Here is a 23,282-nt window from a genome sequence, read left to right as displayed (position 1 = left end):
GCCGTTCGTGATTTGTTCAAGCCTGATGCCCCAGCGAAGGGGAGGATGGGATCATGGCATTTTCAACGAAGGCATTTGCACTTGTTTCGGCTGCACTCGTAGCGCTCGGCGCCTTCGCCGTGCCCGCTTTCGCGCAAGCCCCGGCAACGCCGTGGGAGCTCAAGCCCGACACGGGCTACGCCTATGACAAGGACGGCAAGACCTTTTCCTACAAGATGGGCACCAGCAACGCCGGCGAGCTCTTGAAGGGCGCCAAGAAGGTGCCGCGGGGCACGCTGTTCTTCATCGGCCACAACGGCCAGCTCTACATGCGCAGCGGCCCGTATCTGGAAGGCGACGGCAAGTTCAAATTCGGGCCGGATCAGTAGGGGCGCGATGACGGTGCGCTCCCTCGCCCCGTTCTTACGGGGAGAGGGTTGGGGTGAGGGGCCTCTCTCCGCGTATGAGATGGCAGAGGGACCTGTACCCCCTCACCCGGATTGCATCTTCGATGCAATCCGACCTCTCCCCGCAAGCGGGGAGAGGTGAAAAGATAGCGTGTTTTCAAAACGCCGCCGCCAATTCCCTTGCGCCGGGTTTGGCGCTGTTCGCATCCATCCGGTCGTCCGTCACCGCCAGCAGCTTGGCCACCGTGTTGTGGCGGATCGCGACGGGGTTGCGCTCATAGCCGCCGCGCTGGAAGAAGTTCGAGGTCGGCACCTGCTCGCGCATCGCCTGCGGCATCGTCACCATGTCGAGCCCGGTGCCGTCGCCGGTGAGGTTCATCATCTCGAGCTCCGCCGCGGTGAGCGGACGGGTGTAGCCCTTGGCGCGGGCGAACAGCACCGAGGTCAGCAGCTTGTGGGTCTGCAGCATCGGACCGACGTCGATGTCGAGCACCATCGCGTGCATGGCCCAGCCCTGCGCGGTGTTGCCGATCTTCTCGTGCTCCGACCAGGTGTCGGGCACCGACTTCGCATGCGCCACCATTTTCTTGAGCACGACGAGCTTGTGCTCGAGCGCCTGCCGCGCCGGTCCTGACGTACGCGCCACCTTCTCGGACAGCGCGCGGATGAGCTCGTGGCCCTGCTCGGCCAGCAACTCGACGCTGTTGGTGGTCAGGAGCTGGTTGTAGCCCATCGCGGTCGAGATCGCGCGCTTGCCGCCATGCTCGATGCCCGCCTGCACGTCATGGCTGCCGGTGCCGCCGGTCTCGAACGAATAGACCCGCACGGCCTGCTCGCGCGTCAGCCCGGAGGCGAGCGCGTAGCGCGCATAGGCGCGCTTGAACTCGACCTCGCTGGACGGGCGCTGCGGCGTGAACTGATAGAGCTCCTGCGCCGCGCGCAGGAAGTCGGAGACGACGGGGATCGGTTTGCGGGGCGGCCGGTCCGGCGTTTCCTCCGGCTCCGGATTCACCGGCTTCTTCGGCCCGTTGTAGAGCGGCGGATGCTCCAGCACGTAGTCATCGAGCGTGATCTGCTGCCCGCTGCGCCGCTTGGCGTTGCGGCCTTTCCGCTTCTCGGAGATCTGGCTCCAATAGGCGCCAGCCTCGGCGTCGAAAGCCGCGCGCGCCGCCTGGTATTCCGCGAGCTTGCGGCGATATTCGAGCACGGCTGGCGAAGCCCCACCCTGCGCGAAGAACTGCGACGGCAGCTGGGCGTTGGCATTGCGAATGGCCGGCGGCAGCGCGTCGGCCTCGCCGCCGCGCGCGGACGGCGTGATCAGGACGAGCGCGAGTGGAACCAGCGCCAATTTGTTTCGAATCGATCGATGCATGCCGCTCTCTTAGCAGGCATCCGGTAACCGTCACGTTAACGCGCCGTTTACCATCATTTCCAGGCGAATACAGGCTGTTCCAGCTCGGTGACGCGGGTGTGCCGCCCCGCCAGCACCTCGCGGAACTGGTAGATCAGGGCCGCCGTCGGCGCGTGGATCAGACTCATCCGGTGATGGAAGCGGATCACACGGCGGCTGCTTTCGGGGATCGCGGTGAAATCGAAGGCCTCGTCGCGCTCGATCGTGTCGAGCGCAATGCGATGGACGGAGGCGACCTCGTCCGGATTCGGCGTGATCGCGGCGCTGTCGGCCGCCCACACCACGACCGGCGTGATCAGATAGCCCGAGCGGGTCGGATAATCGTCGAGCAGGCCGAGCACCGCCTCGGCCGAGAGCTTGAGCGCTAGCTCTTCGTCCAGCTCGCGCAGCGCCGCTTCGACCGGCGTCTCGCCGGCATCGCAGCGTCCGCCGGGCAATGCCCATTGTCCGCGATGCGAGCGCAAGCTCGATGCGCGCCTTGTGAGCAGGAAGGCCGTGTCGTCGCCGTCACTGGATTCGGTCAGCGCCAGCACCACCGCCGCGCGCTTCAGCGCCGACGGTTCGGCCGCGTCAGGCAGCCGCGCGAAGGACGCGCAGGCGGCTTCGATATTCCGTCTGGTGGCATCGCCGAAAGGTCTCATGATGCTTGACTACACCAGGACTGCATCTGATGAAACGAGGAGAGAGACGCGTTGCAGGAATGGACGGAAAGATGACGAGCAAGGCCGCCGCAAGGCTCAAATCGGAGGGCTGGAGCATCCTCGAGACCACCGGCTTCATGCACCTCGTCGGTCCCCTGTGGGAGCGCAAGGTCGACGGCCATTACGAATTCGCGCTCGCGACCGAAGACAAGCACCACAACCGCCGCGGCATGGTCCAGGGCGGCGTGATGATGACCTTCGCCGACCGCACCTGCGGCATGACCGCCCGCTACACCTCCGGCAAGGAGTACATGGCGACGGTGCAGCTCGACACCCATTTCGTCGAAGCCGGCCAGATCGGCGACATCCTGATCTCCCGCCCCCGCGTCGTGCGCTCGACCCGCAGCCTGATCTTCATGAGCACGGAAGTGACGGTGGATGACCGCTGCATCGTGATGGCGAACGGTGTGTTCAAAATTCTGAAGGGGCCGGGGTAGCGGCTCGGCGCCCCGCCACACGTCCGCCTTCGCGGACGATGACAGTTTTGAGTATGGCGGACAAGTCGCTGCGCTCGCAATGACGGAACTGGGCGGCTATGCTTGCACCAGCCAAAAGCATCGAGGACCCGCCCATGCAATACCGTCAGCTCGGCCGCAGCGGCCTTAAAGTGTCGCCGATCTGTCTGGGCAGCATGATGTTCGGCGGACCGACCGATGAAACTACGTCCAAGCGCATCATCGACAAGGCGCGCGGCGCCGGCATCAACTTCATCGACACGGCGGATGCCTATTCGAAGGGTGCATCCGAAGAGGTCGTCGGCCGCGCCATCGCCAGCGATCGCAATGCCTGGGTGCTCGCGACCAAGCTCGCCAATCCCATGAACACTGGGATGGGCGACGATCCCAATCGCGTCGGCCTGTCGCGGCGCTGGGTGCTGCAGGCCGCCGACGAGAGCCTGAGGCGACTCGGCACCGACCACATCGACATCTACTATCTGCACAAGGAAGACCACGCGACGCCGCTGGAAGAAACGGTGCGCGCGATGGGCGACCTGATCCGCGCCGGCAAGGTGCGCTATTTCGGCGTCTCCAACTACCGCGCCTGGCGCGTCGCCGAGATCTGCAACATCTGCGACCGGCTCGGCATCGACCGGCCCGCGGTGAGTCAGCCCTATTACAACGCCATGAACCGCATGCCCGAGGTCGAGCACTTCCCGGCCTGCGCCTATTACGGCCTCGGCATCGTGCCCTACAGCCCGCTGGCGCGCGGCGTGCTCACCGGCAAGTACAAGCCCGATGCCGCCCCCGACAAGGAGACGCGCGCCGGCCGCAACGACACCCGCATGATGCAGACCGAATGGCGGCCGGAATCGCTTCAGCTCGCGCAGGAGATCAAGCTTCACGCCGAGAAGAAGGGCATCACCGCCGGCCAGTTCGCAGTCGCCTGGGTGCTCAACTCCGCCTTCGTCTCCTCGATCGTCGCCGGCCCTCGCACCGAGGAGCAGTGGGACGGTTACATCAGCGCACTCGACTATCGCTTCACCGGAGATGACGAGGCGCTGATCGACCGGCTGGTCGTGCCCGGCCATCCCTCGACGCCGGGCTACAACGACCCGGCGTATCCGATCGAAGGCCGCCGCGCCCGGACGGCCTGAACCTTCGCGAGACGACGATGGCACACGACGACCGCTACGGCCTGCCGCTCTCCACTACATCCGATGCAGCTGCCGCCGCCTATCGCGAAGGCGTCGACCTCATGCTCGCGGGCTGGACCGGCATGGCGGAGACGCTCGAGCGCGCCATCGCAGCCGATCCGGACTTCGCGCTTCCCCATATCGCCCGCGCCCGCGTGCACGCCTTCTATCAGCAGGGCGATCTCGCAAGAAGCAAGGCAGCGCTCGCGCGCGAGCTGGTCGCCAGGCGCGGCACGGAGCGCGAGCGTTCGCATGTCGAGACGCTGGCGCTGGCGATCGAGGGCCGTCTGCCGGAGGCGATCGCATCGACGCTGAAGCACATCGAGAGCTGGCCGCGCGATGCCATGGTGCTGTCGCTGCCGCTCGGCGCGTTCGGCCTGTTCGCCTTCTCCGGCATGGCCGACCACGACCGCGCGCGGCACGAGCTGTGCGAGCGCGTCAAACAGCATTACGGCGAGGATTGGTGGTTCCTCACCATGTCCGGCTGGGCCATGACCGAGAACGGCGACGTCGCGCGCGGCCGCGCCGTCACCGAACGCGGCTTCGACCTCCGCCGGGCCAATGCCCACGCCGCGCACGCCGTGCTGCATGCGATGTTCGAGGACGGCTCGATCGAGGCGGCCGACCGTCTCGTCGAGGCGTGGATTCCCTCCTACGACCGCGCCGGCATTTTGCACGGCCATATCCGCTGGCACCAGGCGCTTGGCGCGCTCGAGCATGGCGACGCGGCACGCGCGCTGTCGATCTATGCCGACGTGCTCCAACCGTCGGTCACGCAAGCGCCGCCGCTTAACCTCATCACCGACGCCGCCTCGCTGCTGTGGCGCCTGTCGGCTTACGGCCATTCCGTACCGAAGGCGCTGTGGCTGGAAGCCGAAGCCGCCGCGCAGCAGTTATTTCCGAAAGCGAGCCTGTCGTTCGCCGACGTTCACATGGCGCTGTTCGCGGCGGCGACGCAAAACCACGCGGCGCTCGGCGCGCGGCTTGCAACCATCGAGCAGCGCCTCGCCGAGGGCAAGCTGCCGGCCGGCCCCGTGGTCCCCGCGATCTTCCGCGCGCTGGCGGCCTTTGCGGATGAGGATTACGCAGCCTGCGCGCAAACGCTGGCGCCTGTTCTCACCGAGGTCGTGCGGATCGGCGGAAGCCACGCCCAGCGCGAGCTGGTCGAGGACACCTATATCGTCGCCCTCATGCGCAGCGGCGAGCTCGTCCGCGCCCGTGCCGTGCTGGACGCCCGCCTGCACCGCCGGCCCTCCCTTCGCGATACGCGCTGGCAGGCGGCGACGGGCTAGCGCTGCCACGAAAAAAACACCGGCCTGACGGCATGTGCCTGGCAGACGCTTGGCGATCGGGGCGAATCGCCGTCGGGGTGGCGCGGTGGTATTCCAGAGAAAGCTTGCAGGACAAACGCGATCGCAATCAATTTGCGGTTCAATCTCGGCGATGAGATTCCCGACGCGCGTCTGCAGACAGCCGCAGGTCGCCGCGCTGGTGCTGAGCACGGCCTTTGCTGCCGTCGCAAGCCCTTGTTTCGCCGAAACTTTGGGCCCGGCTCGGGTCGACAATCGGCAAGTCCTGCAGAATTCCTATATCGACCTGCTCGCGCTGATGTCCGGCCACTGCAAGACCTTCAAGGTCGCCGGCCGCTCCTTTGCCTGCAAGACGGTGGCCTACGCCCACGGCGACAAGGGCCGGGTCAATTTCGCGGTCGCAGTCGACGACCCCTCCGACGCCAACCACGTCGTGTCGTTCTCCGGCGAGAACGGCAAGCGCGCCGACGATAATTCCTACGAGCTGTCGATCGACCGCATGCTGCTCAACTCCAAGGACCGCCCCAAGGTCGACGGCCTGCCCGTGCCGGCCGAGCAGATCTCCACCGGCCGCTGCCGCCAGACTGGAAACTTCGCTGCCAGGAAGGTGAACGACGTGACCTGCTCGGCGACCGACAACGAAGGCCGTCAATACGAACTGCTGTTCGTCTCCGACGGTACGCCGGTGAGCGTGCGCCGCATCCGGCAATCGTCACCCTCGATCCAGGATCCGTTCAAGTAGCCGTCACGCGAACGCCTTCTCCAGAGTCGCGAAGATCACCGCGAGCGACTTGTCATGCCGCGTGATCGGCGGCACCGGGCGATCGATCTTCATCAGCTGATAGACCGCCATCTGCGCCGCCCGCACCGAATATTCGACGGTGAACACCACGTCGTCGGGGATCTCGACGAACTGGCTGACGAAGGCGAGATTCACCGAGTTCTTCGGCACCGGCAGTGGCCGATCAGTCAAATTGCGCGGCATGAACATGCTGGTGATGTAGGGCATGCGGCAGGGAACGCAGATCGCGTCCGCGAACACCGCGGGATCGAAGTTCAAATGTCCGCACAGCTCCTTCAGGATATCGGCGCCGCCGCAATCGGACATCGGCTTGGCGACGAAATTGCCGACGCGGTCGGGATGCAGCGCATAGCCCCAGAACACCTGCACGTTCTTCGGCTGTCCGGCGAAATGCGGCTGGTGATAGAGCACGACCGACATCAGCCAGTTGGAATCCTTGAACGTGACCAGCCCGCCGGTGCCGGCCCTGTTGCCGGAGAACGCCTCCATCCGGTCGAAGAACAGCGGATCGCGGCAAGTGACGGTGAAGGAGAGCCAATAGGATTCGGGGATCGATGAGTTGAAGGCGGCGGGATTGCCGAATTCTGGACGTCCTTGCGCGATCGTCTCCCACAACGTCCAGCCCTGACTGTCCTTCTTGGTCAGGCGCGGCGGCGGCTCGGTCATCGAGCCCAGGCTCGAGGCGTCGGTCATCGAGCCGTTCTGGAAGAACACGAGGTCGCCGTCCTCGAGCCGGACATTGGCCGTGCGGCCGTCGCGGTCGAGCACGAGCTGGCGCACCCGCACGCGCCCCTCCTCGCTCTCGAGCGCCATGTCGGTGACGCGCGTGCCGCGCACGAACTGTACGCCCTGCCGCTTCAGCCAGTCGGTGAGCGGCTGCACGATCGCGTCATACTGATTGTAGACGGTGCGCTTGACCCCGGCGAGAGTCTCGATGCGCGGAAATTCGCTCATGAAGCGATGCAGATAACGCTTCAGCTCGACCGCGCTGTGCCAGGGCTGGAAGGCGAAGGTGGTCTGCCACATGTACCAGAAATTGGACTCGAAGAATTTCGGCGACAGCCAGTCGGTGATGCGGCTATTGCCGAGCGTCTCCTCCGAGGCCTCAGTGAGCTTCAGCAGTTCGAGCCGGTCACGCGCGGAAAAACCCATATGCGAGACGTCGACCTTGAAGCGGTTGCGATCGACCAGCCGCGCCTTGGAGTGCGCGGGATTTTCTGCGTTGAACGCGATGGTTTCGTCGCGGACGCTGAGGCCCGGACGTTCGAGCGAGGGAATGCTGGAGAGCAGATCCCAGGTGCATTCGTAGTGGTCGGTGGTCAACATGCGCCCGCCGCGCAGTGAATAGGCCCCGTTCGCGAGCAGTGCGCCGTCGAGGCTGCCGCCGACCAGCGGCTGCGCCTCGTAGATCACGATGTCACGCCCCGGCAGTTGCGCATCGCGAACCAGGAACGCCGCGCCCGCCAGCGATCCGATGCCACCACCGATGAAATACGCCTTCATGACTTGCCTCGATTGCCGTTCGAATTCACGGGCGACATTGCATCGCGAGGCCCTGACCCAAGTTGCGCTGGATCAAGCGCGACCCAAGGCGAAATCACGTCGGCGTTATCGCCGCAGGCTTCTTCGCATAGATGTGCTCGATCTCGTCCGCGAAGCGGCGTTCGAGCGCGGGCCGCTTGTTCTTCAGCGTCGGCGTGAGCAGGCCCGCGGCAATGGTCCACGGATCCAGCGTCCACCACACCGCACGCGGTGTCGCGTAGGACGGATAGGCCTTCACGGCCGCCGCTATTCGCGCCAGCAGCGCGGCCCGCTCCGCGGCGCCGCCTTGCTGGCCGCGCGCAGCCAGCCTTTCCTTCTCCTCGACCCAGGCCTTGGCATTGAGCACGACCAGCGCGGAGAGGAAGGGCCGCTGCTCGCCGACCACCAGCGCCTGCTCGAACAGGGGATCGGCGAGGATCGCGGTCTCGAGATCCACCGGCGCGATCTTCTCGCCGGTCGAGGTGACCAGGATGTCCTTGATGCGGCCGGTGATGGTGATCCGCCCGTCCTCGATGCGGGCCTGGTCGCCGGTGTGCAGCCAGCCGTCGGCGTCCTTGACGCGGCGCGTCTCGTCCGGCTTGTGCCAGTAGCCGATCATCACGCTGGGACCGCGCACCAGCAATTCGTCGTTGTCGCCCAGCCTGACCTCGACGCCGTCGAGGACGTGGCCGACCGAGTGCGGATCGTTGTCGTCGACGGTGTTGACCGAGACCACCGGCGAGGTCTCCGTCATCCCATAGCCCTGGAGGACGTCGAGCCCGAGCGCAAGGAACAGCCGGATGACCGGCTCGGCGATCGGCGCGCCGCCGGACACCGCAACACGCAGGCGGCCGCCGAGCTGCGCCAGCACCTTGTCCGCGACGAGGCGCTCGAGGATCGGCCAGACCAGCCGGTCGGGCAGCGACGGCGCGCCATGCCGCTGCCGCGCATCGAAACGGCGCCCGCCGACGGCGATCGTGAGGTCGAGCAGCGCGCGCTCGACAAATCCGGCCGATGCGCGGTGCTGCATGATCAGCGCGTAGATGCGCTCGTAGATCCTGGGCACCGAGACCAGCACCGTCGGCCGCACATGCTTCAGGTCCTCCGAGAGCTGCGGCACCGAGCGGGCATAGGCGACGCAGGCCCCGGCCGCGATCGGATAGTAATAGCCGCCGGTGCGCTCGAAGGTGTGCGAGAGCGGCAGGAAGGACAGGAAGACGTCGTGCGGTGCGGCGGCGATGCGGTTCGCGATCGCCTTCACATTCGCGACGACGTTGCCATGCGACAGCATCACGCCCTTCGGCCGTCCGGTGGTGCCCGAGGTGTAGACGATGGCGGCGAGATCGTCCGGCTCGATCGCGACATCAGGCAGCGGCGCGCTCGCGCCGGGGGCCTGCGCGAGCCAATGGTCGAGCCCGACGATGCGCGCATCCGGCGTGATGAGCCCGCCCGCATCCGCGCAGACGACACGCTTGAGATGGTCGAGCGGCTGGCCGGTCGCCACGATCGCCTGCCAGCGCTCCAGCGTGTCGACGAACAAGAGCAGCGCACCGGAATCGACGAGGACGTAGGCGATGCTGTCGGGGTTGTCGACGGCGTGCATCGGCACCGGGACCAGGCCGCGCGACAGCGCCGCCTGGTCCATCGCGATATGCGCGATGCCGTTCGGCATCAGGATTGCGACGCGCTCGCCGGGCGCGAAGTTCTCCGCGGCCAGCGCCCGCCGCCACAGCTCGAATTCGGCATCGATCTCCCGCCAGGACTGGCCGACCCAGCGCTTTGCACCCGCGTCGTAATGCCGGTAAGCCTCTGCCGCCGGCGTCGCGTTGACGCGCCAGCGCAGCAACTCCGGCAACGTCCTCACCTCGGCAAGCGGGTCCGGTTGACTGATCGGCTCCGGCATGGCGTCCTTTCGCAACTCGATCGATTCCCCACCCATGTGGGGCGTCGACACTAGGCCGGCCAGTTCCCGCCGCTTTGATCCTCAGCAAGGTGGCCATGCTTTGGAGCGACCCATGACGCGCGACCGGCTGTTTCTGCTGCGCCCGGGTTTCGAGGACCCGGCCTTTCCGGGGCGCCTGTTCTATTGCTGGCATTGCGCACTGATCGAGGGCGTGCTGGCCTCGTTTCCTCAGCTCGCCGCAAGGCTCGACGTCGAGCGCATCCCGTGGCCGCGCCCGCGGCAGCCGGTGATCCCGCTGGTCGGTGAACAGAACCAATCGCTGCCGCTGCTGGTGCTGGCGGAGGGAGCGACATCGCCGCACCAGACCGGCAGCCACGAGGGCCGCGCCTTCGTCGCCGACAAGGACGCGATCCTCGCCGCACTCTCCGAACGCCACGGCTTTCCCGATCCGCACCCGTGAGAGAGGCTCGGAGCCCGCATGAGCGCAGCGACATGCGGGACAATCGTCCCGGATATCGCTTCGCTCATCCGGGCGACAGGTCGCAAAACGAGGGAAGATCGGCATTGCGCTTTGCCGACTGCTCCGCATAGTCGGCCCAACAGACCAAGCGAAAGCCCTTCCATGACCACTCCTCTTCCCGCCCTCATCGTCATCGACGTCCAGCGCGCGTTCGACGAATGGGAGACGGCGGGAAAGCGGCGCAACAATCCCGATGCGGTGGCGCGGATCGCCGATCTGCTGCAGGCGTTCAGGACGCGCGGCGCGCCGATCTTTCATATTCGCCATGAAGGCACCAAGCCGAATTCATCGTTCCTGCCATCGCGTCCCGGCTATGCCGTCAAGGACGAGGCGCGTGAGCAGCCGGGCGAGACGGTGATCGTCAAGCGCGTCAACAGCGCCTTCATCGGCACCGACCTCGAGGAGCGCCTGCGCGCAGGCAACATCGGCACGGTCGTGATCTGCGGCGCCACCACCAATCATTGCGTGGAGACGACGACGCGGATGGCCGGCAATCTCGGCTTCGACGCGCGCCTCGTACGCGATGCGACATGGACGTTCGAGCGCATCGGCCCCGACGGCGACAAGCACTCGGCCGAGGAGATCCATGCGATGACGCTGTCGAATCTCAACGGCGAGTTCGCGCGCATCGTTACCGCCGGCGAGGTGATCGCGTCATTCGCGGCCAAGTGATGGCGGCAATGCAATCACACCGGTGATGCGACAATAGACCTCACGACGCAGCATCATTTGCCGCGAATCGTACGCCGCGCGCTGCGTCGTTTCGACGCCCGCACTGGCCGGAACGCTGCCGACGCCCATGTGTTGTCCCACGACATTCAACTGGAGTGATGACATGAAGTATCTCATTGTCGCGATGGCGGTCGGAGCCGCGGCGCTCGCCGGCGGATCGGCGGCAAACGCGGCCGGCAGTTCAAGCGCGAAGCAGAACGCGCCAGCGGGCCAATCGACCGACATCAGCGCGCAGCACCGGCACCATCATGGACACCGTCATCATCACTGGCGTCCTCGTCACCACCATCACGGCTACTACCGTCCGCACTACCGCAACTACGGCTATTACCCGCGGCATCACGGCTATTACGGCGGCGGCCCGTACGGATATTACGGCGGTGGCCCCGGCGTGACCTTCAGCTTCGGCGGCGGACGCTGGTGAGACATGAGGCCCGCAGAGATGCGGGCCTCTTTCATTCCCGGAGGATCATCGCGGCCGTCTCCCGGCCGCTGGCCAATGCCGCCTCCACCGTGCCGATGTCGGGGCCGCGATAGAGCGCTTCGCCCGCGTACAGCACCATCCCATCGGCCCGCGCGAGAACCGCCTGCGCCGCACGCGTCCGCGGCGTCGCCCACGAATAGGCGCCGCGGGCAAAGGGATCGTGCGCCCAATTGATCGCCTCGGCCGCCACGAGCTGGCGCGCGACATCTCCATGCGACAGGCCGAAGACCGCGGCGAGCGAGCCGAGCCCGGCCTCGATCAATCCCTGCCGATCGAGGCTATTTAGCTCCACCGTACCAGGGCCGCCGAACCAGCCTGTGAGCACGGCATGCTCGCGCGGATATTGCGTCCACCACACCGGGATCCTCTGATCGGACAGCAGGAAGGTCATGCCCGCGAGATCCTGTTGCCGCTCGCGCCACCATGGCTTCGCGAAGCGCAGCAGGATCTTGATGACATTGCCGAAGCCGATATCGTCGGCAGCGGCAAGCTTGGCGCGCGCGCTCGCCGGCAGAGCGATCTCGCGCAGCAGCGGCAGCGGCACGGTGAGGATCACGCGGTCGCAACCATGCACGTCACCGCCGGTGCAGCGAACGGCCGGCATGTGGCCGTGCTCCTCGACCCCCGTCACCATGCAGCCGAGATGAATTGTCACGCCCCGCCGGCGGCAGTCGGCGGCCAGAAAATCGATCAGCGCGCCATAGCCGCCATCGATGCGCGCCTGCGGCGCGTGCCCGCCGTCCATCCATTCCTCGGCCAGCGCCAGCGTCGAGGCGCGCTCGGGGTCCGCCGCGTCATAGCCCTCGACCATGCGCTCGATCGAATGGCGCATCGGCGCATAGTCCTCACCGGCAAAATGCCGGCGCAGGAATTCGGCGACGGGGAGATCGTCCTTCAAATTCCGCAGCAAGGCTTGAAGCTCGGCCTCGTGGGGATCGTCGCGTTCTTCGCGCGAGAGCCCCGTCCCGTCGAAGCTCCACTGCTCGCCTTCGATCTCCTGAAGGGACAGTCCGGCCTCGCGCAGCAATCCGCGCGTGACCGGCGCCTCGCCATGGACGAATTCGGCGCCGCCCGCGGCGGGATAGCCGAACTCTTCAACCGGCAGCGGGTGGATGCGGCCGCCACAGCGCGTGCGCGCCTCCATGACCGTAGCTCTCCGGCCAGCAAGTGCCAGCTCGCGCGCCGCCATCAGGCCGGCCGCGCCGGCACCGACGATGACGATATGCTCCGGGGAAACCGACATGCCGGCGCTTCACCGGCTCGCGGCTTGCGGATCGTTCCTGATGAGATAGCGCAGCAGCAGGACACCGCCGCCGAGCTCGCGCGTGCTCTCCAGCGTCATCGCCGCAATCGGCGCGCGCTTGTCGCTGTCCGCGTCGGCCGACGAGAACACGAAGGGCGCGCCCGTTGCGCCGTCGATCGCAGGGCTGAGAATCAGGTTGAATTCGTCGATGAGACCGGCGCGCAGGAACGCGCCATTGGCGACGCCGCCGCCCTCCACCAGGAGGCGCTTCACACCGAGCTCGCGGTTGAGGATGTCCACCGTCAGCGCGAGGTCGATCTCGGACTTGCCGGCAAAGATGTAGGACACGCCCTCGCCCCGGAGCCCTGCAAGATGCGAATCCGGCACGCTATCGGTCAGCACGACGACGACGGGATCGCCGCCGATGTCCGAGCGGCCCCAGCCGATCTTGCCCTGCGCGTCGAGCACGACGCCATAGGTCTTCGCATCGCGCCGCGCGAACCAGTTTTCACGCGGCAGCTTCACGTCCGTCGCGGGATAGGGCTGGCCCTTGGCGAACTCCGAGCCGGTGACACGGCCGATCACCCAGGCATCGCCGCCGAGCTCATCATGGATCTTCTCGAACCAGTCCGTCCCCGCCCCCCTGGGGCGCCAGCGGCTGGGGTGGGTGCGGCCGTCGAGGCTGGAGTGCATCAGACAGATGACATGGGGCTTCATGCTAGTCTCCGAACGCCGCGCTTCACACTGCCGGCCCCTTGCTCATCTCGTCGCCCTTGGCGCGATCGGCGACGATCACCGCAAGCGGATTTGACGTCGGCGGCGCGACGAGCTGCAGCGTGTTGGTGTCGCGATGGTTGAACGGCGCGCCACGCACGAACAACGCAGTCTGGATCAGATAGGTCCAGCTGCCGTCGTCGTTGAAGGTGATATCGCAGCGGTAGGAGTCGGTGCGGAAGGCCTGTTCCAGAAAATCGGTCGAGCAGATGCCGTAAGCGGTGTCGCCGCGCTTGGCGGTGACGGAGATCGTCTTGTCGTCGGATGCGGCCTTGCCCGAGGCCAGCAGCACCTGCCCGCGCGGTATCGCCAGCGTCTGCATGATCAGCCCGGTCGCGGGCTCCCATAGCCAATAGCCGACCTGATCGTGAAAGGTGATGTCTTCCTCGGGCGTGTTGATGTGGATGTGATAGCGCAGTCCGTAGAACAGCTGCGGCCCGTTGGCCTGCGGATCGATCGGGTCCATGCCGATGCGCTCGATGAAGGTCCGCCGTTCCGGCCCCTCAGCCTTCGGATTGATGTCGATGCCCTTGTCCGCCTGCCAACGGCCTGCGAGACGGCGCAGCGGACCGAGATTGGCAAGGCCATCGGGCGAGACGTCCTCGGGTTCGGTGAAGATGTCGGCGGGAATGGGCAGCATGGCGTCCTCGCAGCAAGTTGCGGGAACAGCCATAGCATGGAGCAGCGAATCTTGCGCGTGCTCAGGCCTCACAATTGCGAATGGACATCGGCGTCGTGCGCGGAGCGATTGTCGGGCTTTTAGGGAAGATCGTGCATTGCGTGTCGCGGTAACATCCGCAGGGGATAAGCGGGATCACCTGCCTCAGGCGAACCGGAGCCGAACCTGTTCGATTCGGCTCCGCCGCCGGCACGTTTAGTGGCGATGATCGCGCACCTCGGGTTGATTGCGGTGATCCCTGACGATGGTCTGGTTGCGATGGTCGCGCACGATGGGCGGATCGCGATGATCGCGCACGATGGTCAGCGCGCTCGCGGGCGCCACCGCGCTTGCCAGGGTGATCGCTGCGAAAGCCACGAGGATGGTATTGCGCATGAGTCTTGTCCTTTGCCTGGTGGATCACTGCGAACCACCCGACGGCAAAGCTAGGTTGCCCCGAGAGGAAGAAATGTGTCGCGAGTCACGTGGCAATTATCGTTGCGCTGACTACCGCGCGTAGTCCAATCGTTTGAAAGGCCAGCCGCACCTTCGGGCCCGGACAGACCGAAAGCCAATCCAGACCGAGCGGAACGCGCGACCTGCTCGGGCAACACAAACGTCGCGCAGCGATACTATCTCGCGGTCGCTGTCAAGCCGTTATGCGACTGCCAAACGGGATGCGGAGAACATCTAGCCGCCTCTTCTGCCTTCTCTCAGTCTTCTATTTTGATCGTAATAGCCGCCAATAAAATCATACTTGATGAACCGGCGGCTAATTTCCGCGGATCGCTCCGAAAGACTTAGGGACTTGAGAGATTCGTCAATCAAGCTTTCAAGATCTGCCATGATGCTCCGAGAAAACTTGAACCTGCTATTGGCCTTCAGAAGCGCTCGATGAAACTCGTTTTCGCTATTAATAACATTACCTGTGCCGATCCAAGCGAAGGAATTCGTTCGCATCCCGTTCAACAGACGCGAGCGGACACAGTCTGGAAGCCAATTTGAAGCATCGGCGAGGAGCCAGATCAGGCAAGTGAACCCAGTATGAAACTCGCGTGTGTAGTGATGTGTGTGCGCGTGTACGAACGAGTAAGCCAGCTCGCCATCGGAAAAATTACCCAATCCGGGATGCCTCCATGCGAGCGCATCGCCGCAGAGCGGCTCGCCAGCGTCAAGCGTTTCCGCTCGACTGTAACGAAAGAAGTGAAGCGCTTCTTGGTAGGGCAATTGCAAAGAAGCATCTAGCACATCTGCGAAGCCATCATCATAGCCTGGAATTGTGAGTTGAGGCGCGTAGAGGGCTAGAAGCTCGGGATTTGCGCGACAACACTCAAACAGCCCCGGCCATTTTCGAATATAGGTGTGCACGCGCTCGGGATGCGTCAGCTGACAATATCCTTCGTGCTCAACCTCACTCAACCAATCCAGCTGCAATGCAGTCCACGCGATGTTAATGCCGCGTTCTTCCCCATAGTCGGGAGCATCATGCGGCAACGGGAAAATCCATCGATACGCCAAATTAAGGTCGGGAAAACGCAGCTGGCTTTCCTTAAATTCGACGATGTTGAGCCACCATTCGTCTGTGACGATGGGTGGAACAACCCCCTTTTCAATCAAGAAGTCGCGCGCGACTAGCAACGGGCTATTGTCCGGCCGTAGCCTCCTCAACAGCTCGGAGACTACACGCTCCAGGCCGGTGGAAGAGTTGGCAGCAAGCACATCAGCTAAGGGAGGCGAATGTTCGATGATCTCGGCTGGACCAATGTTATGCCAGATGGGGAGGACGAGTTCACGCCCTTCATGCATTTCTCGCGCGACCAAACCGTTCAGCTCGCGCTGGGTCCAACGCTTGCGAAAGAAGGCGGGGCTTAACACAACTACTCCAAACCGGGAGTTGGCCAACCCTCGGTCAATCGCCGCCCTCAGGCTATCCCCAACCTGGAGCGAGAACTCATCATACCAAACTTCGAGATGACGCGCTCGAAGTGCTTCCGCAAGAGGCCGAACAAAGTCGTTCTTATCCTCGCTTGCATGGCAGATGAATACATCGTGCAGCAAAATGGCCCACCACTAAGAATAGCAAACAGTTGGCATGGTATCAGAGTCTCCCTCAGATGAGAGAAATAGTGAGCCAGACACCCAATTTGACTGTGCATTCTGCCACAGCAGCTAGCCTCGGCGAAGCTTATACGCGGCGAGTGGCAGCCTCTTGAACCCGAATGTCACCTTGCTCGTCCGAATTCAAGGATGCCGCCCGCCGTATCGATCGCCCTGCGTCACCGCCAGCCCGCCGCCAACGCCACGCTGCTGCAATACGCCGACGTCTCACCCGACCGCCAGCCGGTGACGCGCCCGGCTTCCTTGCACTCATCGTAGCTCTTGTAGTTGCCGACGTTGCGACATGTTGCGGAGTACACGCCGCCCGTGGCGCTGCAGCCGACCCAGGGCTTGTCGCCCGTCTTGAAGCTCGACTGGCAGCCGCCGACGCAGTTGTTCGTCGTGGCGGCAAGCTTGGCAAGCTTCGCGACATCCGAGTTCGGTGCAGCCGGTGCCGGGGCCAGCGAGGTTGCGAGGCCCCTGATGCTGCGGGCAGTTGCGCGATGCGCCGGCCTGTGAGGTCTCGCCATCTGCTTCGGCGCCTCGACCGTGACGCCGGGAAGCTGGGTGTCGGCGGGCGTCGGCTGAGACATGGCCGTGCCGCTCAGGCCGCACAGCAGCAGGACAATCGATGGGATAGCGACGGCGGGACGGGCAACAAAGCGTGACAACGTCATGACCATGTCCTTCCAAATACGGGGGATCCGTCAATTCGGTACCCCAGAAGGGAGGATATCAGGTTCTTTCTCTAGTTGCAGCACGCCATCTCACAACCCACTCTCATCGCATCAAGCCGCTTCCGACACCGATTTCGCGCGTTGCTCGAGCACGCCGATCGTGGAGACCAGATTGTCGCGTCGCGCGCGCAGGTTTTGCGCGAGCAGCGGATAGGTCGGCTGGTGCACGTCGAACACCCCCGACTTGGCTTCCTCTTCGAGAATGTCGGTATTCAAGAGCCGAACGCGCCACCACAAATCGGCGATCAGCGCATCGAGCCGATGTTCGCCGGCAGTACCAGAACGGGACACTTCTTGCATCGCTTGCCTCAACCTGAAACGGGCCTCTCCATCGAGGCCTGACTTTGGTCAAGACTGAGCAAGCAGGGTGCCAAGGCTAACCCGCGTCCGCGGCAGACGGTCGGGGAACACGGAACAAATGGACGTTCCGCAGTGATCCGGCGGCCGGCCTCGGTCGTTTTCAGCCGGAGAGGTCGCTTGTCGAGGCGCTATGATCGCTGCTATCCGGGCTTTAGAGATGCCAATCCGGGCTGAGGCTGCTTTACCCCGGAGGGTGGCAGCGCGGCTGTCGATTGGTGCGAGCAAAGGGCCGAAGGCAAAGGTGGACTGGGCTGATTTGATCGGACGCGTCGCCTCCGACGGAGACCGGGAGGCTTTCAAACGGCTATTTGAGCATTTCGCGCCCCGCATCAAGGGGCTGATGCTCAAGGCCGGGTGCAGCCCGGACGAGGCGGAAGAGATCGCCCAGAATACCATGATCGCCGTGTGGCGGAAGGCCCACCAGTTCGATCCTGGGACAGCGGGCGCGCCAGCCTGGATATTTACGATCGCGCGCAATCTGCGGATCGACTCGTTCCGCCGCAGGGCACGGGCAGACCGCCTGCAGGCCGGTTCCGAGCTGCCTGACGAGCCGGATCAAGCCGAGGCGGTCGACGTCCTGATCTCGCGCGGACAGGACGCGGCAAGGATCTCCTCGGCCATCAAGCAACTCTCGGCAGAGCAATCCATGGTGGTGAGGATGTCGTTCATCGAGGAAAGGGCGCATCCGGAGATCGCCAGCGCGCTCGGGATTCCGCTCGGCACGGTCAAGTCACGGATCAGGCTGGCGATGAACCGGTTGCGAGACATTTTGGACGAAGACGCATGACGATCAGCCATCATCCGCCGGAAGATCTTCTGGCCGATTTCGCGGCCGGCAAGCTGGAAGAGGCCCACCAACTGGTCGTAGGCGTGCACGTGGCCGGCTGCGCGCGGTGCGCCCGCTTCGTGCAGGCCGTCGAGCACCTCGCGGGAGCAGCGCTGGAGGATGTCGAGCCGGCGCCGATCGCACCCGATGCGTTCGCCCGCGTGATGTCGGCAATCCACGAGTCTCCGCAAGAGACGGCGGCCCCTCCCCCTGCGTCCACCACGGACCCTGATCTTCCGCCGGCACTGCGAAGATATCGCATCGGCAAGCGCCGGCGTGTCGCGCCGGGTCTCAGCCTGCGACCGATCGAGCTTTCCGGTTCGGGCCAGGCGCGCGCCTTCCTGCTGCGGTCAGCACCGGGCTCGCGCATGCTCGAGCACACGCATACCGGCACCGAGCTGACGCTCGTGCTCGAGGGCAGCTTCAGCCATGAGGGCGGACGCTTCGGTCCAGGGGATTTCGATTACGGCGACGACGAGGTCGATCATCGCCCGATCGTTGGCGAGGAAGGCCCATGCGTCTGTCTGGTCGCCATGACCGGCGACCTGCGCATGAACGGTTTCCTCGGCCGACTGATCGGGCCGTTCGTCCGGCTCTGATTCTGCTTCGTCTTCCTCACGCCGGGTGATCCGCGCGCACGTCCGGAGCGTTTTCTGAGAAACGCAACGGAGACAGGACATGGCCTGTTCTAGCCCGCCAGGTCAGCCAGGAAGCGAGAGATTGCCGGAACTTCTGGCACGCGTCTCCGCAGGCGAGACACGTGCCTTCGCCGAGCTCCATACGCTGACACGCGGCAGGCTGCGCCGGATCGCGCTGGCCGTCGGCGCCTCGCCGCACGATGTCGATGACATCCTCCAGGACAGCTTCTTGAAGATCTGGCGCAATGCGGCCCGGTTCGATTCCGCACGGGCCCCTGCGACGGCCTGGATGTCCGCGATCGTCCGGCACACCGCGATCGATCATCTCAGGACCAGGCGACAGCCCAGTGTCGAGCTCGACAAGGCGCTGCTGGTCCCGACGGCAGCCGAGCCGTCACCGGCGGAGGATTTCGATTACGCCAGCGCAGAACCCATTGCCCGCGGCGCGTTCGATCGCTTGCCGGAAGAGCGCCGCAGGCTGGTCGCTCTGGCCTATCTCGAAGGCGAGAGCCGCGCGAGCCTGTCCCGGCGCTTCGGTGTGCCGGTCGGCACCATCAAGACCTGGCTGCACCGAACCATCGTGGCGATGCGCAAGGATTGCCTTGCCGCATCGGCCGCGGCCTGAAGCCGGCGAGAGCGCGCGCATGGACGCAGAGATCATCGAATTTCCCGAGCGCGGGCGCGACCACCGGTTGGTCTCCTCGACCGCAAGGCTCGAAGCCATTGTGAGAGAGGTTGAACGCCTCGTCGCCGACGAGCCTCAAGCCGGCATCGACCGGCTGCTCTCCATCATGGAGCGCATGGGCGATCAACTGGTCGATCTCGCAAGCCTCATGCTCGACGAGGAGTCGAAGCTGCAGGCCCGGATTGCCTTCAAACGCTTGTCCGACCAGATCGCGGAGACGAGAGCAGCGTTTGATCGGCTCGGAGGCGGGACATCCACCTGACGTGATCGGCACGCATGGTCGCGCCGGCTCAGTGCGCCAGCTTTTGGGCGACAAGAAATCCGATCCAGGCACTGATGCCGGCGAGGAACGATCCCCAGCAAACGTCCGCAAGGGTCAATCCGGTCGACCAGTTGCGCAGCGTCGCCTGATTGGTCAGATCATAGGTCGCATAGGTGAAGCAGCCGAGCATCAAGCCCGACGTGAACGCACGCATCGCGCCGCCGTCCTGCTGCGCAGGCAGCACGGCAAACCAGATCAAGCCGACGGGATACAACAGATAGAACGCCGCCGCGGCCGGCAAATTGGGCTCGGCCCGCAACATATCGCCCAGCACCGGCCGATACAGCCTGTCGACCATCATCGTCAGCCAGACCATGTCGACAGCGACGAAGGTCACGGCCACCGCGAGATAGATCAAGAAAAGAGTCATATCCGTGTTTCCCGTCGCGCTGCATCCGGCCGGCTTGTCGAAACGCCGCCAGATTAACGATCCGGAAGCCGCGGCGGATCACATCGGACACTCATCGCAGTGCCCGTCGCGGCGGCCATGGAAAGAATGCGCTGGTCCGGGCCTGATAGCGGCGATACCGGTCACCACGCGACTGCAGCATCTGTTCCTCGAGCGGCGGTATTCCCGTCACGTGGACCAGGATCCAGTACATGATCGCCGGAGCCGCCAGGCTGGCCCAGCCCCACGCATAGCCCGACGACAACGCGATGACCGGGTAAGCCAGCCATCCCAGCCATTCAAAGAAATAGTTCGGATGACGCGACCAGCGCCAAAGGCCGGCATCGCAGACAAGGCCGGCGTTGGACGGATCGCGCTTGAAGTGCCGCAATTGCCGGTCCGCCAGCGCCTCGCCGGCGACGGCCGCCAAGATGATGACGATCCCGGCATAGTCCTGCAGTCGCAATCCAGGCTCCGGCGCGTGCGCGGCGAGGAAGACGGCGAACGGCAGCGGCACCGAGACCAGCGCCTGTGACTGCAGGAACAGGAACATCCGGCGAGGGGCGTCAGGCCCCCATTGGCGCGCATAGTTCGCATATCTGGGATCGTCGATCCCGGCCGCGGAGCGGCGCGCAATGTGCGACCCGAGCCGCACCGACCAAAGCAGCACAAGCCCCGCGACGAGCACCCGGCGGGCCGGTGTCCCCTCGTCGAGCGGCCACAAGGCCGCCGCCGCGCCGACGAGGCCGGTCGCGTAGGACCAGATGGCATCGACCCAGCCGGAATTGCCGGTGCGCTGCTGAACGACCCAGGCCAGCGCCATCAGGAGGCAGAGGGCCAGTGCAATGCAGCCTATCGCCTGAACGTAGAGCAGGATCATGTCTCCACCCGAATTGACCTCTGTCGATACGTCACGGCCGGGCCATAGTTTCGCCCTCGGCAGCGGGTTTCCGACGACGACAGGTGATCCAGGCCATCTCGCCCGGCGTTTCCTCACGATTGCTTCAGGAACCGCCGCTGACGGTACCGCAATGGGGGCGAAAGAGGATGCGTTTGGCCGTGATCGGGACGGGTATTGCCGGCAATGCTGCCGCATGGCTCCTGTCGAAACGTTACGCCGTCACCGTTTACGAGCGTGAGCTGCAGCCGGGCGGGCATAGCCACACCGTTCGGATCGACTATGACGGCGACCCCATCGACGTCGATGTCGGCTTCATCGTGTTCAACGAGACGAACTATCCGCAACTGACGTCGTTGTTCACGCATCTGGGCGTGAAGACGGTCGAGACGTGCATGAGCTTCGCCTTGTCTGCCGATCACGGCCGGTTCGAATGGCGCGGTGGCGGCGAAACCGCCTTTCAGACCGCCTGCGGCCTGTTCGCGCAACCGCGCAATCTCGCATCGCCGTCCTACTTTCGCATGCTGGCGGAAGTCGCAAGGTTCAACAGGCAGGCCGTAGCCGATCTGCGTGCCGGCCGGCTGCGCGACCTGACGCTCGGCGAGTATCTGCGCCGAGAATCATTCGGGCCGCGCCTGTTCGCCGACTATCTCGGCCCGATGGGGGCAGCCATCTGGTCGTCCTCATCGGATGACATCCTGTCCTTTCCGGCGGAGAACTTCGTCGCCTTCTTCGACAACCACCGGCTCCTCCACCTCGATCGGCCGCGCTGGCGGACTGTGGAGGGTGGCAGCCGGCGCTATGTCGACAAGCTGACCGCTTCGTTCAAGCACAACATGCGGCTTGGCTGCGCGGTGACATCGATCGACCGCACCGGGCATGGCGTGACCGTCCGTGACAGTCAGGGCGGCGTGGAGACTTACGACGCCGTGGTGATGGCTTGTCACAGCGATCAGGCCCTGGCAGCGTTGTCGGATGCCGACGCGCAGGAGCGTTCCATTCTCGGGGCGATCAGATATGCCCCGAACACCATTTATCTGCACCGCGATCGCAGTCTCATGCCCCGGCGGCGTCAGGCCTGGGCATCCTGGAACTTCCTGCGATGGCCGCGGCAAACGCCCGCCCAGAATGACGTCGCGGTGACCTATTGGATGAACCGGCTGCAAGGCATAGATGACCGCAAGCCGCTGTTCGTCAGCCTCAACCCTCCTTTCGAGCCGGCAGCCGACCTGACGTTTGGAAAATTCAGCTTCGCCCACCCGCAATACGACCTGGCGGCGTTCGCGGCGCAACGACGGCTCCCCGCAATCCAGGGACGTCGTCGAACCTGGTTCTGCGGCGCCTGGACCGGCTATGGCTTTCACGAGGATGGATTGCAGGCCGGCATTTCCGTTGCCGAGGCACTCGGCAGCGAGACTCCGTGGCGTCAGCCGGATCCGCTGCTGGCCGAGGCCGCTGAGTAGGGCGATGGTCCAAACCAAACCAGCCAGAGCGGAGGATGCGATGGCGCCCGCCGCGCTCTATTGGGGGAAGGTGATGCACGCGCGATGGCGGCCCGTGCAGCACAGGTTCACCTACCGCGTGATGAACCTGTTGATCGACCTCGACCGGCTCGATGAAGCGGATCGCCAATCCCGGTTGTTCGGCATCAATCGCGCCGCGCCCTTCAGCTTCCACGAGCGCGATCACGGTGACGGCAAGGGCGGCCTCAGCCAATACGCCCGACGCCTTGCCGCGGCACGCGGCATCGACCTCTCCGGAGGCCGCGTGCTCCTGCTCTGCTATCCCAGGATCCTCGGCTACGTGTTCAACCCGCTGTCGATCTATTTCTGCTACGGCGCGTCCGGCGATCCCGCCCTGTTGATCTACGAGGTCCGCAACACCTTCGGCGAGATGCATTCCTACGTCCTGCCGGTGCAGGGCGCCGCGGACGGCACCATCCGACAACGCCAGGCGAAGGCATTCTACGTCTCGCCCTTCATGGCGATGGAGACGCATTATCGCTTCAGCGTGTCTTCGCCCGAGCAGGATGTGAAAGTCAGAATTCTGCAGAGCGGCGCGCAAGGCCCGATGTTTGCGGCGGCCTTCTGCGGGCGACGCCGTGCCCTGACCGGCCGATCCCTGTCGGCTGCGCTCGTCGGCCTGCCCTTCCTGACATTCAAGGTGATCGCAGCCATTCACTGGCAAGCGATGCGGCTCTGGCTCAAAGGTGTTCCCTACGTGCCTCGTTTGAAACAACGTGAGATCTAGACC

The 23,282-nt window shown here is 64.8% G+C and carries 27 protein-coding genes and 1 pseudogene; 14 read left to right on the top strand and 14 right to left on the bottom strand.

Annotated features, from left to right (window positions below):
- Nucleotides 1-53 precede the first annotated feature (53 nt).
- A complete protein-coding gene (locus TSA1_RS03180) occupies nucleotides 54-368 on the top strand; it encodes a hypothetical protein (protein ID WP_100175070.1) in 315 nt (104 codons plus the stop codon).
- Between the two features lie 175 nt (nucleotides 369-543).
- Here the strand turns inward: TSA1_RS03180 and TSA1_RS03175 are convergent, their stop codons facing one another.
- On the bottom strand, nucleotides 544-1,758 hold the full coding sequence (locus TSA1_RS03175) for a hypothetical protein (RefSeq protein ID WP_100175069.1): 1,215 nt from the start codon (nucleotides 1,756-1,758) through the stop codon (nucleotides 544-546).
- Nucleotides 1,759-1,811: 53 nt separating this feature from the next.
- Complete coding sequence (locus TSA1_RS03170) at nucleotides 1,812-2,438, bottom strand: NUDIX hydrolase (RefSeq protein ID WP_174718728.1); 627 nt, start codon at nucleotides 2,436-2,438, stop codon at nucleotides 1,812-1,814.
- Nucleotides 2,439-2,509: 71 nt separating this feature from the next.
- Here TSA1_RS03170 and TSA1_RS03165 point away from each other — a divergent pair, with 71 nt between their 5' ends.
- The 4 genes from TSA1_RS03165 to TSA1_RS03150 all read left to right on the top strand — a co-directional run bounded on the left by TSA1_RS03165 (nucleotide 2,510) and on the right by TSA1_RS03150 (nucleotide 6,183).
- Nucleotides 2,510-2,935, top strand: a complete 426-nt coding sequence (locus TSA1_RS03165) for a PaaI family thioesterase (RefSeq protein ID WP_174718727.1) — start codon at nucleotides 2,510-2,512, stop codon at nucleotides 2,933-2,935.
- A 134-nt stretch (nucleotides 2,936-3,069) separates the two neighbouring features.
- Nucleotides 3,070-4,092, top strand: coding sequence for an aldo/keto reductase (locus tag TSA1_RS03160; RefSeq protein ID WP_100180943.1), 1,023 nt, complete (start codon nucleotides 3,070-3,072; stop codon nucleotides 4,090-4,092).
- Between the two features lie 17 nt (nucleotides 4,093-4,109).
- Nucleotides 4,110-5,423 (top strand): tetratricopeptide repeat protein, encoded by a 1,314-nt coding sequence (locus TSA1_RS03155; RefSeq protein ID WP_100175066.1) that lies wholly within the window; start codon nucleotides 4,110-4,112, stop codon nucleotides 5,421-5,423.
- A gap of 151 nt (nucleotides 5,424-5,574) precedes the next feature.
- Nucleotides 5,575-6,183, top strand: coding sequence for a hypothetical protein (locus TSA1_RS03150; protein ID WP_100175065.1), 609 nt, complete (start codon nucleotides 5,575-5,577; stop codon nucleotides 6,181-6,183).
- Nucleotides 6,184-6,186: 3 nt separating this feature from the next.
- Here the strand turns inward: TSA1_RS03150 and TSA1_RS03145 are convergent.
- Nucleotides 6,187-7,776, bottom strand: a pseudogene (locus tag TSA1_RS03145) (oleate hydratase); the annotation flags it as partial.
- Nucleotides 7,777-7,840: 64 nt separating this feature from the next.
- Nucleotides 7,841-9,667, bottom strand: coding sequence for an AMP-dependent synthetase/ligase (locus TSA1_RS03140; protein ID WP_174719267.1), 1,827 nt, complete (start codon nucleotides 9,665-9,667; stop codon nucleotides 7,841-7,843).
- A gap of 112 nt (nucleotides 9,668-9,779) precedes the next feature.
- On the opposite strand from TSA1_RS03140, the gene TSA1_RS03135 reads away from it, so the two are divergent.
- Together TSA1_RS03135 and TSA1_RS03130 are read left to right on the top strand one after the other, a co-directional pair.
- Nucleotides 9,780-10,127: a DUF3088 domain-containing protein gene (locus tag TSA1_RS03135; RefSeq protein ID WP_100175062.1), complete on the top strand. Its 348-nt coding sequence runs from the start codon at nucleotides 9,780-9,782 to the stop codon at nucleotides 10,125-10,127.
- 162 nt (nucleotides 10,128-10,289) lie between these two features.
- Nucleotides 10,290-10,859: a cysteine hydrolase family protein gene (locus tag TSA1_RS03130; RefSeq protein WP_100175061.1), complete on the top strand. Its 570-nt coding sequence runs from the start codon at nucleotides 10,290-10,292 to the stop codon at nucleotides 10,857-10,859.
- Here TSA1_RS03130 and TSA1_RS39255 read toward each other — a convergent pair.
- Entirely contained in the window at nucleotides 10,842-11,024 is a 183-nt protein-coding gene (locus tag TSA1_RS39255) for a hypothetical protein (RefSeq protein ID WP_174718726.1), read from the bottom strand. The genes TSA1_RS03130 and TSA1_RS39255 overlap by 18 nt on opposite strands.
- Between TSA1_RS39255 and TSA1_RS03125 the strand changes: the two genes are divergently transcribed.
- Nucleotides 11,023-11,343 carry a hypothetical protein gene (locus TSA1_RS03125; RefSeq protein WP_174718725.1) on the top strand — a complete coding sequence of 107 codons (321 nt, stop codon included), beginning with the start codon at nucleotides 11,023-11,025 and terminating at the stop codon, nucleotides 11,341-11,343. The genes TSA1_RS39255 and TSA1_RS03125 overlap by 2 nt on opposite strands.
- 31 nt (nucleotides 11,344-11,374) lie before the next feature.
- Here TSA1_RS03125 and TSA1_RS03120 read toward each other — a convergent pair whose 3' ends face one another.
- The 7 genes from TSA1_RS03120 to TSA1_RS03090 form a co-directional block, all read right to left on the bottom strand.
- A complete protein-coding gene (locus TSA1_RS03120; RefSeq protein ID WP_100175059.1) occupies nucleotides 11,375-12,646 on the bottom strand; it encodes a flavin monoamine oxidase family protein in 1,272 nt (423 codons plus the stop codon).
- A gap of 9 nt (nucleotides 12,647-12,655) precedes the next feature.
- A complete protein-coding gene (locus TSA1_RS03115; RefSeq protein ID WP_100175058.1) occupies nucleotides 12,656-13,363 on the bottom strand; it encodes a RibD family protein in 708 nt (235 codons plus the stop codon).
- Nucleotides 13,364-13,385: 22 nt separating this feature from the next.
- The gene (locus TSA1_RS03110) at nucleotides 13,386-14,060 is read right to left on the bottom strand and encodes an FABP family protein (RefSeq protein WP_100175057.1); all 675 of its coding nucleotides are present in this window, start codon (nucleotides 14,058-14,060) and stop codon (nucleotides 13,386-13,388) included.
- Nucleotides 14,061-14,294: 234 nt separating this feature from the next.
- On the bottom strand, nucleotides 14,295-14,474 hold the full coding sequence (locus TSA1_RS03105) for a hypothetical protein (RefSeq protein ID WP_100175056.1): 180 nt from the start codon (nucleotides 14,472-14,474) through the stop codon (nucleotides 14,295-14,297).
- Between the two features lie 294 nt (nucleotides 14,475-14,768).
- On the bottom strand, nucleotides 14,769-16,136 hold the full coding sequence (locus TSA1_RS03100; protein ID WP_210421880.1) for a toll/interleukin-1 receptor domain-containing protein: 1,368 nt from the start codon (nucleotides 16,134-16,136) through the stop codon (nucleotides 14,769-14,771).
- Between the two features lie 218 nt (nucleotides 16,137-16,354).
- Complete coding sequence (locus TSA1_RS03095; RefSeq protein ID WP_100180942.1) at nucleotides 16,355-16,852, bottom strand: hypothetical protein; 498 nt, start codon at nucleotides 16,850-16,852, stop codon at nucleotides 16,355-16,357.
- 111 nt (nucleotides 16,853-16,963) lie between these two features.
- Nucleotides 16,964-17,212 (bottom strand): hypothetical protein, encoded by a 249-nt coding sequence (locus TSA1_RS03090; RefSeq protein ID WP_100175054.1) that lies wholly within the window; start codon nucleotides 17,210-17,212, stop codon nucleotides 16,964-16,966.
- A 301-nt stretch (nucleotides 17,213-17,513) separates the two neighbouring features.
- Here TSA1_RS03090 and TSA1_RS03085 point away from each other — a divergent pair, with 301 nt between their 5' ends.
- The 4 genes from TSA1_RS03085 (at nucleotide 17,514) to TSA1_RS03070 (ending at nucleotide 19,683) form a co-directional block, all read left to right on the top strand.
- On the top strand, nucleotides 17,514-18,059 hold the full coding sequence (locus TSA1_RS03085; protein WP_100180941.1) for a sigma-70 family RNA polymerase sigma factor: 546 nt from the start codon (nucleotides 17,514-17,516) through the stop codon (nucleotides 18,057-18,059).
- Nucleotides 18,056-18,697, top strand: a complete 642-nt coding sequence (locus TSA1_RS03080; RefSeq protein WP_100175053.1) for a ChrR family anti-sigma-E factor — start codon at nucleotides 18,056-18,058, stop codon at nucleotides 18,695-18,697. The genes TSA1_RS03085 and TSA1_RS03080 overlap by 4 nt, the downstream gene beginning before the upstream one ends.
- 79 nt (nucleotides 18,698-18,776) lie before the next feature.
- Nucleotides 18,777-19,361, top strand: coding sequence for an RNA polymerase sigma factor (locus TSA1_RS03075; protein ID WP_100175052.1), 585 nt, complete (start codon nucleotides 18,777-18,779; stop codon nucleotides 19,359-19,361).
- A gap of 19 nt (nucleotides 19,362-19,380) precedes the next feature.
- Nucleotides 19,381-19,683, top strand: coding sequence for a hypothetical protein (locus tag TSA1_RS03070; RefSeq protein ID WP_142249798.1), 303 nt, complete (start codon nucleotides 19,381-19,383; stop codon nucleotides 19,681-19,683).
- A 28-nt stretch (nucleotides 19,684-19,711) separates the two neighbouring features.
- On the opposite strand, the gene TSA1_RS03065 is transcribed toward TSA1_RS03070, so the two are convergent.
- Complete coding sequence (locus TSA1_RS03065) at nucleotides 19,712-20,113, bottom strand: DUF2177 family protein (protein ID WP_100175050.1); 402 nt, start codon at nucleotides 20,111-20,113, stop codon at nucleotides 19,712-19,714.
- 91 nt (nucleotides 20,114-20,204) lie between these two features.
- Complete coding sequence (locus tag TSA1_RS03060) at nucleotides 20,205-21,011, bottom strand: DUF1295 domain-containing protein (protein WP_100175049.1); 807 nt, start codon at nucleotides 21,009-21,011, stop codon at nucleotides 20,205-20,207.
- Nucleotides 21,012-21,178: 167 nt separating this feature from the next.
- On the opposite strand from TSA1_RS03060, the gene TSA1_RS03055 reads away from it, so the two are divergent.
- A complete protein-coding gene (locus TSA1_RS03055; RefSeq protein ID WP_100175048.1) occupies nucleotides 21,179-22,492 on the top strand; it encodes an NAD(P)/FAD-dependent oxidoreductase in 1,314 nt (437 codons plus the stop codon).
- A 40-nt stretch (nucleotides 22,493-22,532) separates the two neighbouring features.
- Nucleotides 22,533-23,279, top strand: coding sequence for a DUF1365 domain-containing protein (locus tag TSA1_RS03050; protein WP_245448089.1), 747 nt, complete (start codon nucleotides 22,533-22,535; stop codon nucleotides 23,277-23,279).
- Nucleotides 23,280-23,282 lie beyond the last annotated feature (3 nt).

This window comes from Bradyrhizobium nitroreducens (assembly GCF_002776695.1).
Taxonomy (GTDB): Bacteria; Pseudomonadota; Alphaproteobacteria; order Rhizobiales; family Xanthobacteraceae; genus Bradyrhizobium; species Bradyrhizobium nitroreducens.
This window is presented reverse-complemented; position numbering and strand designations above follow the sequence as displayed.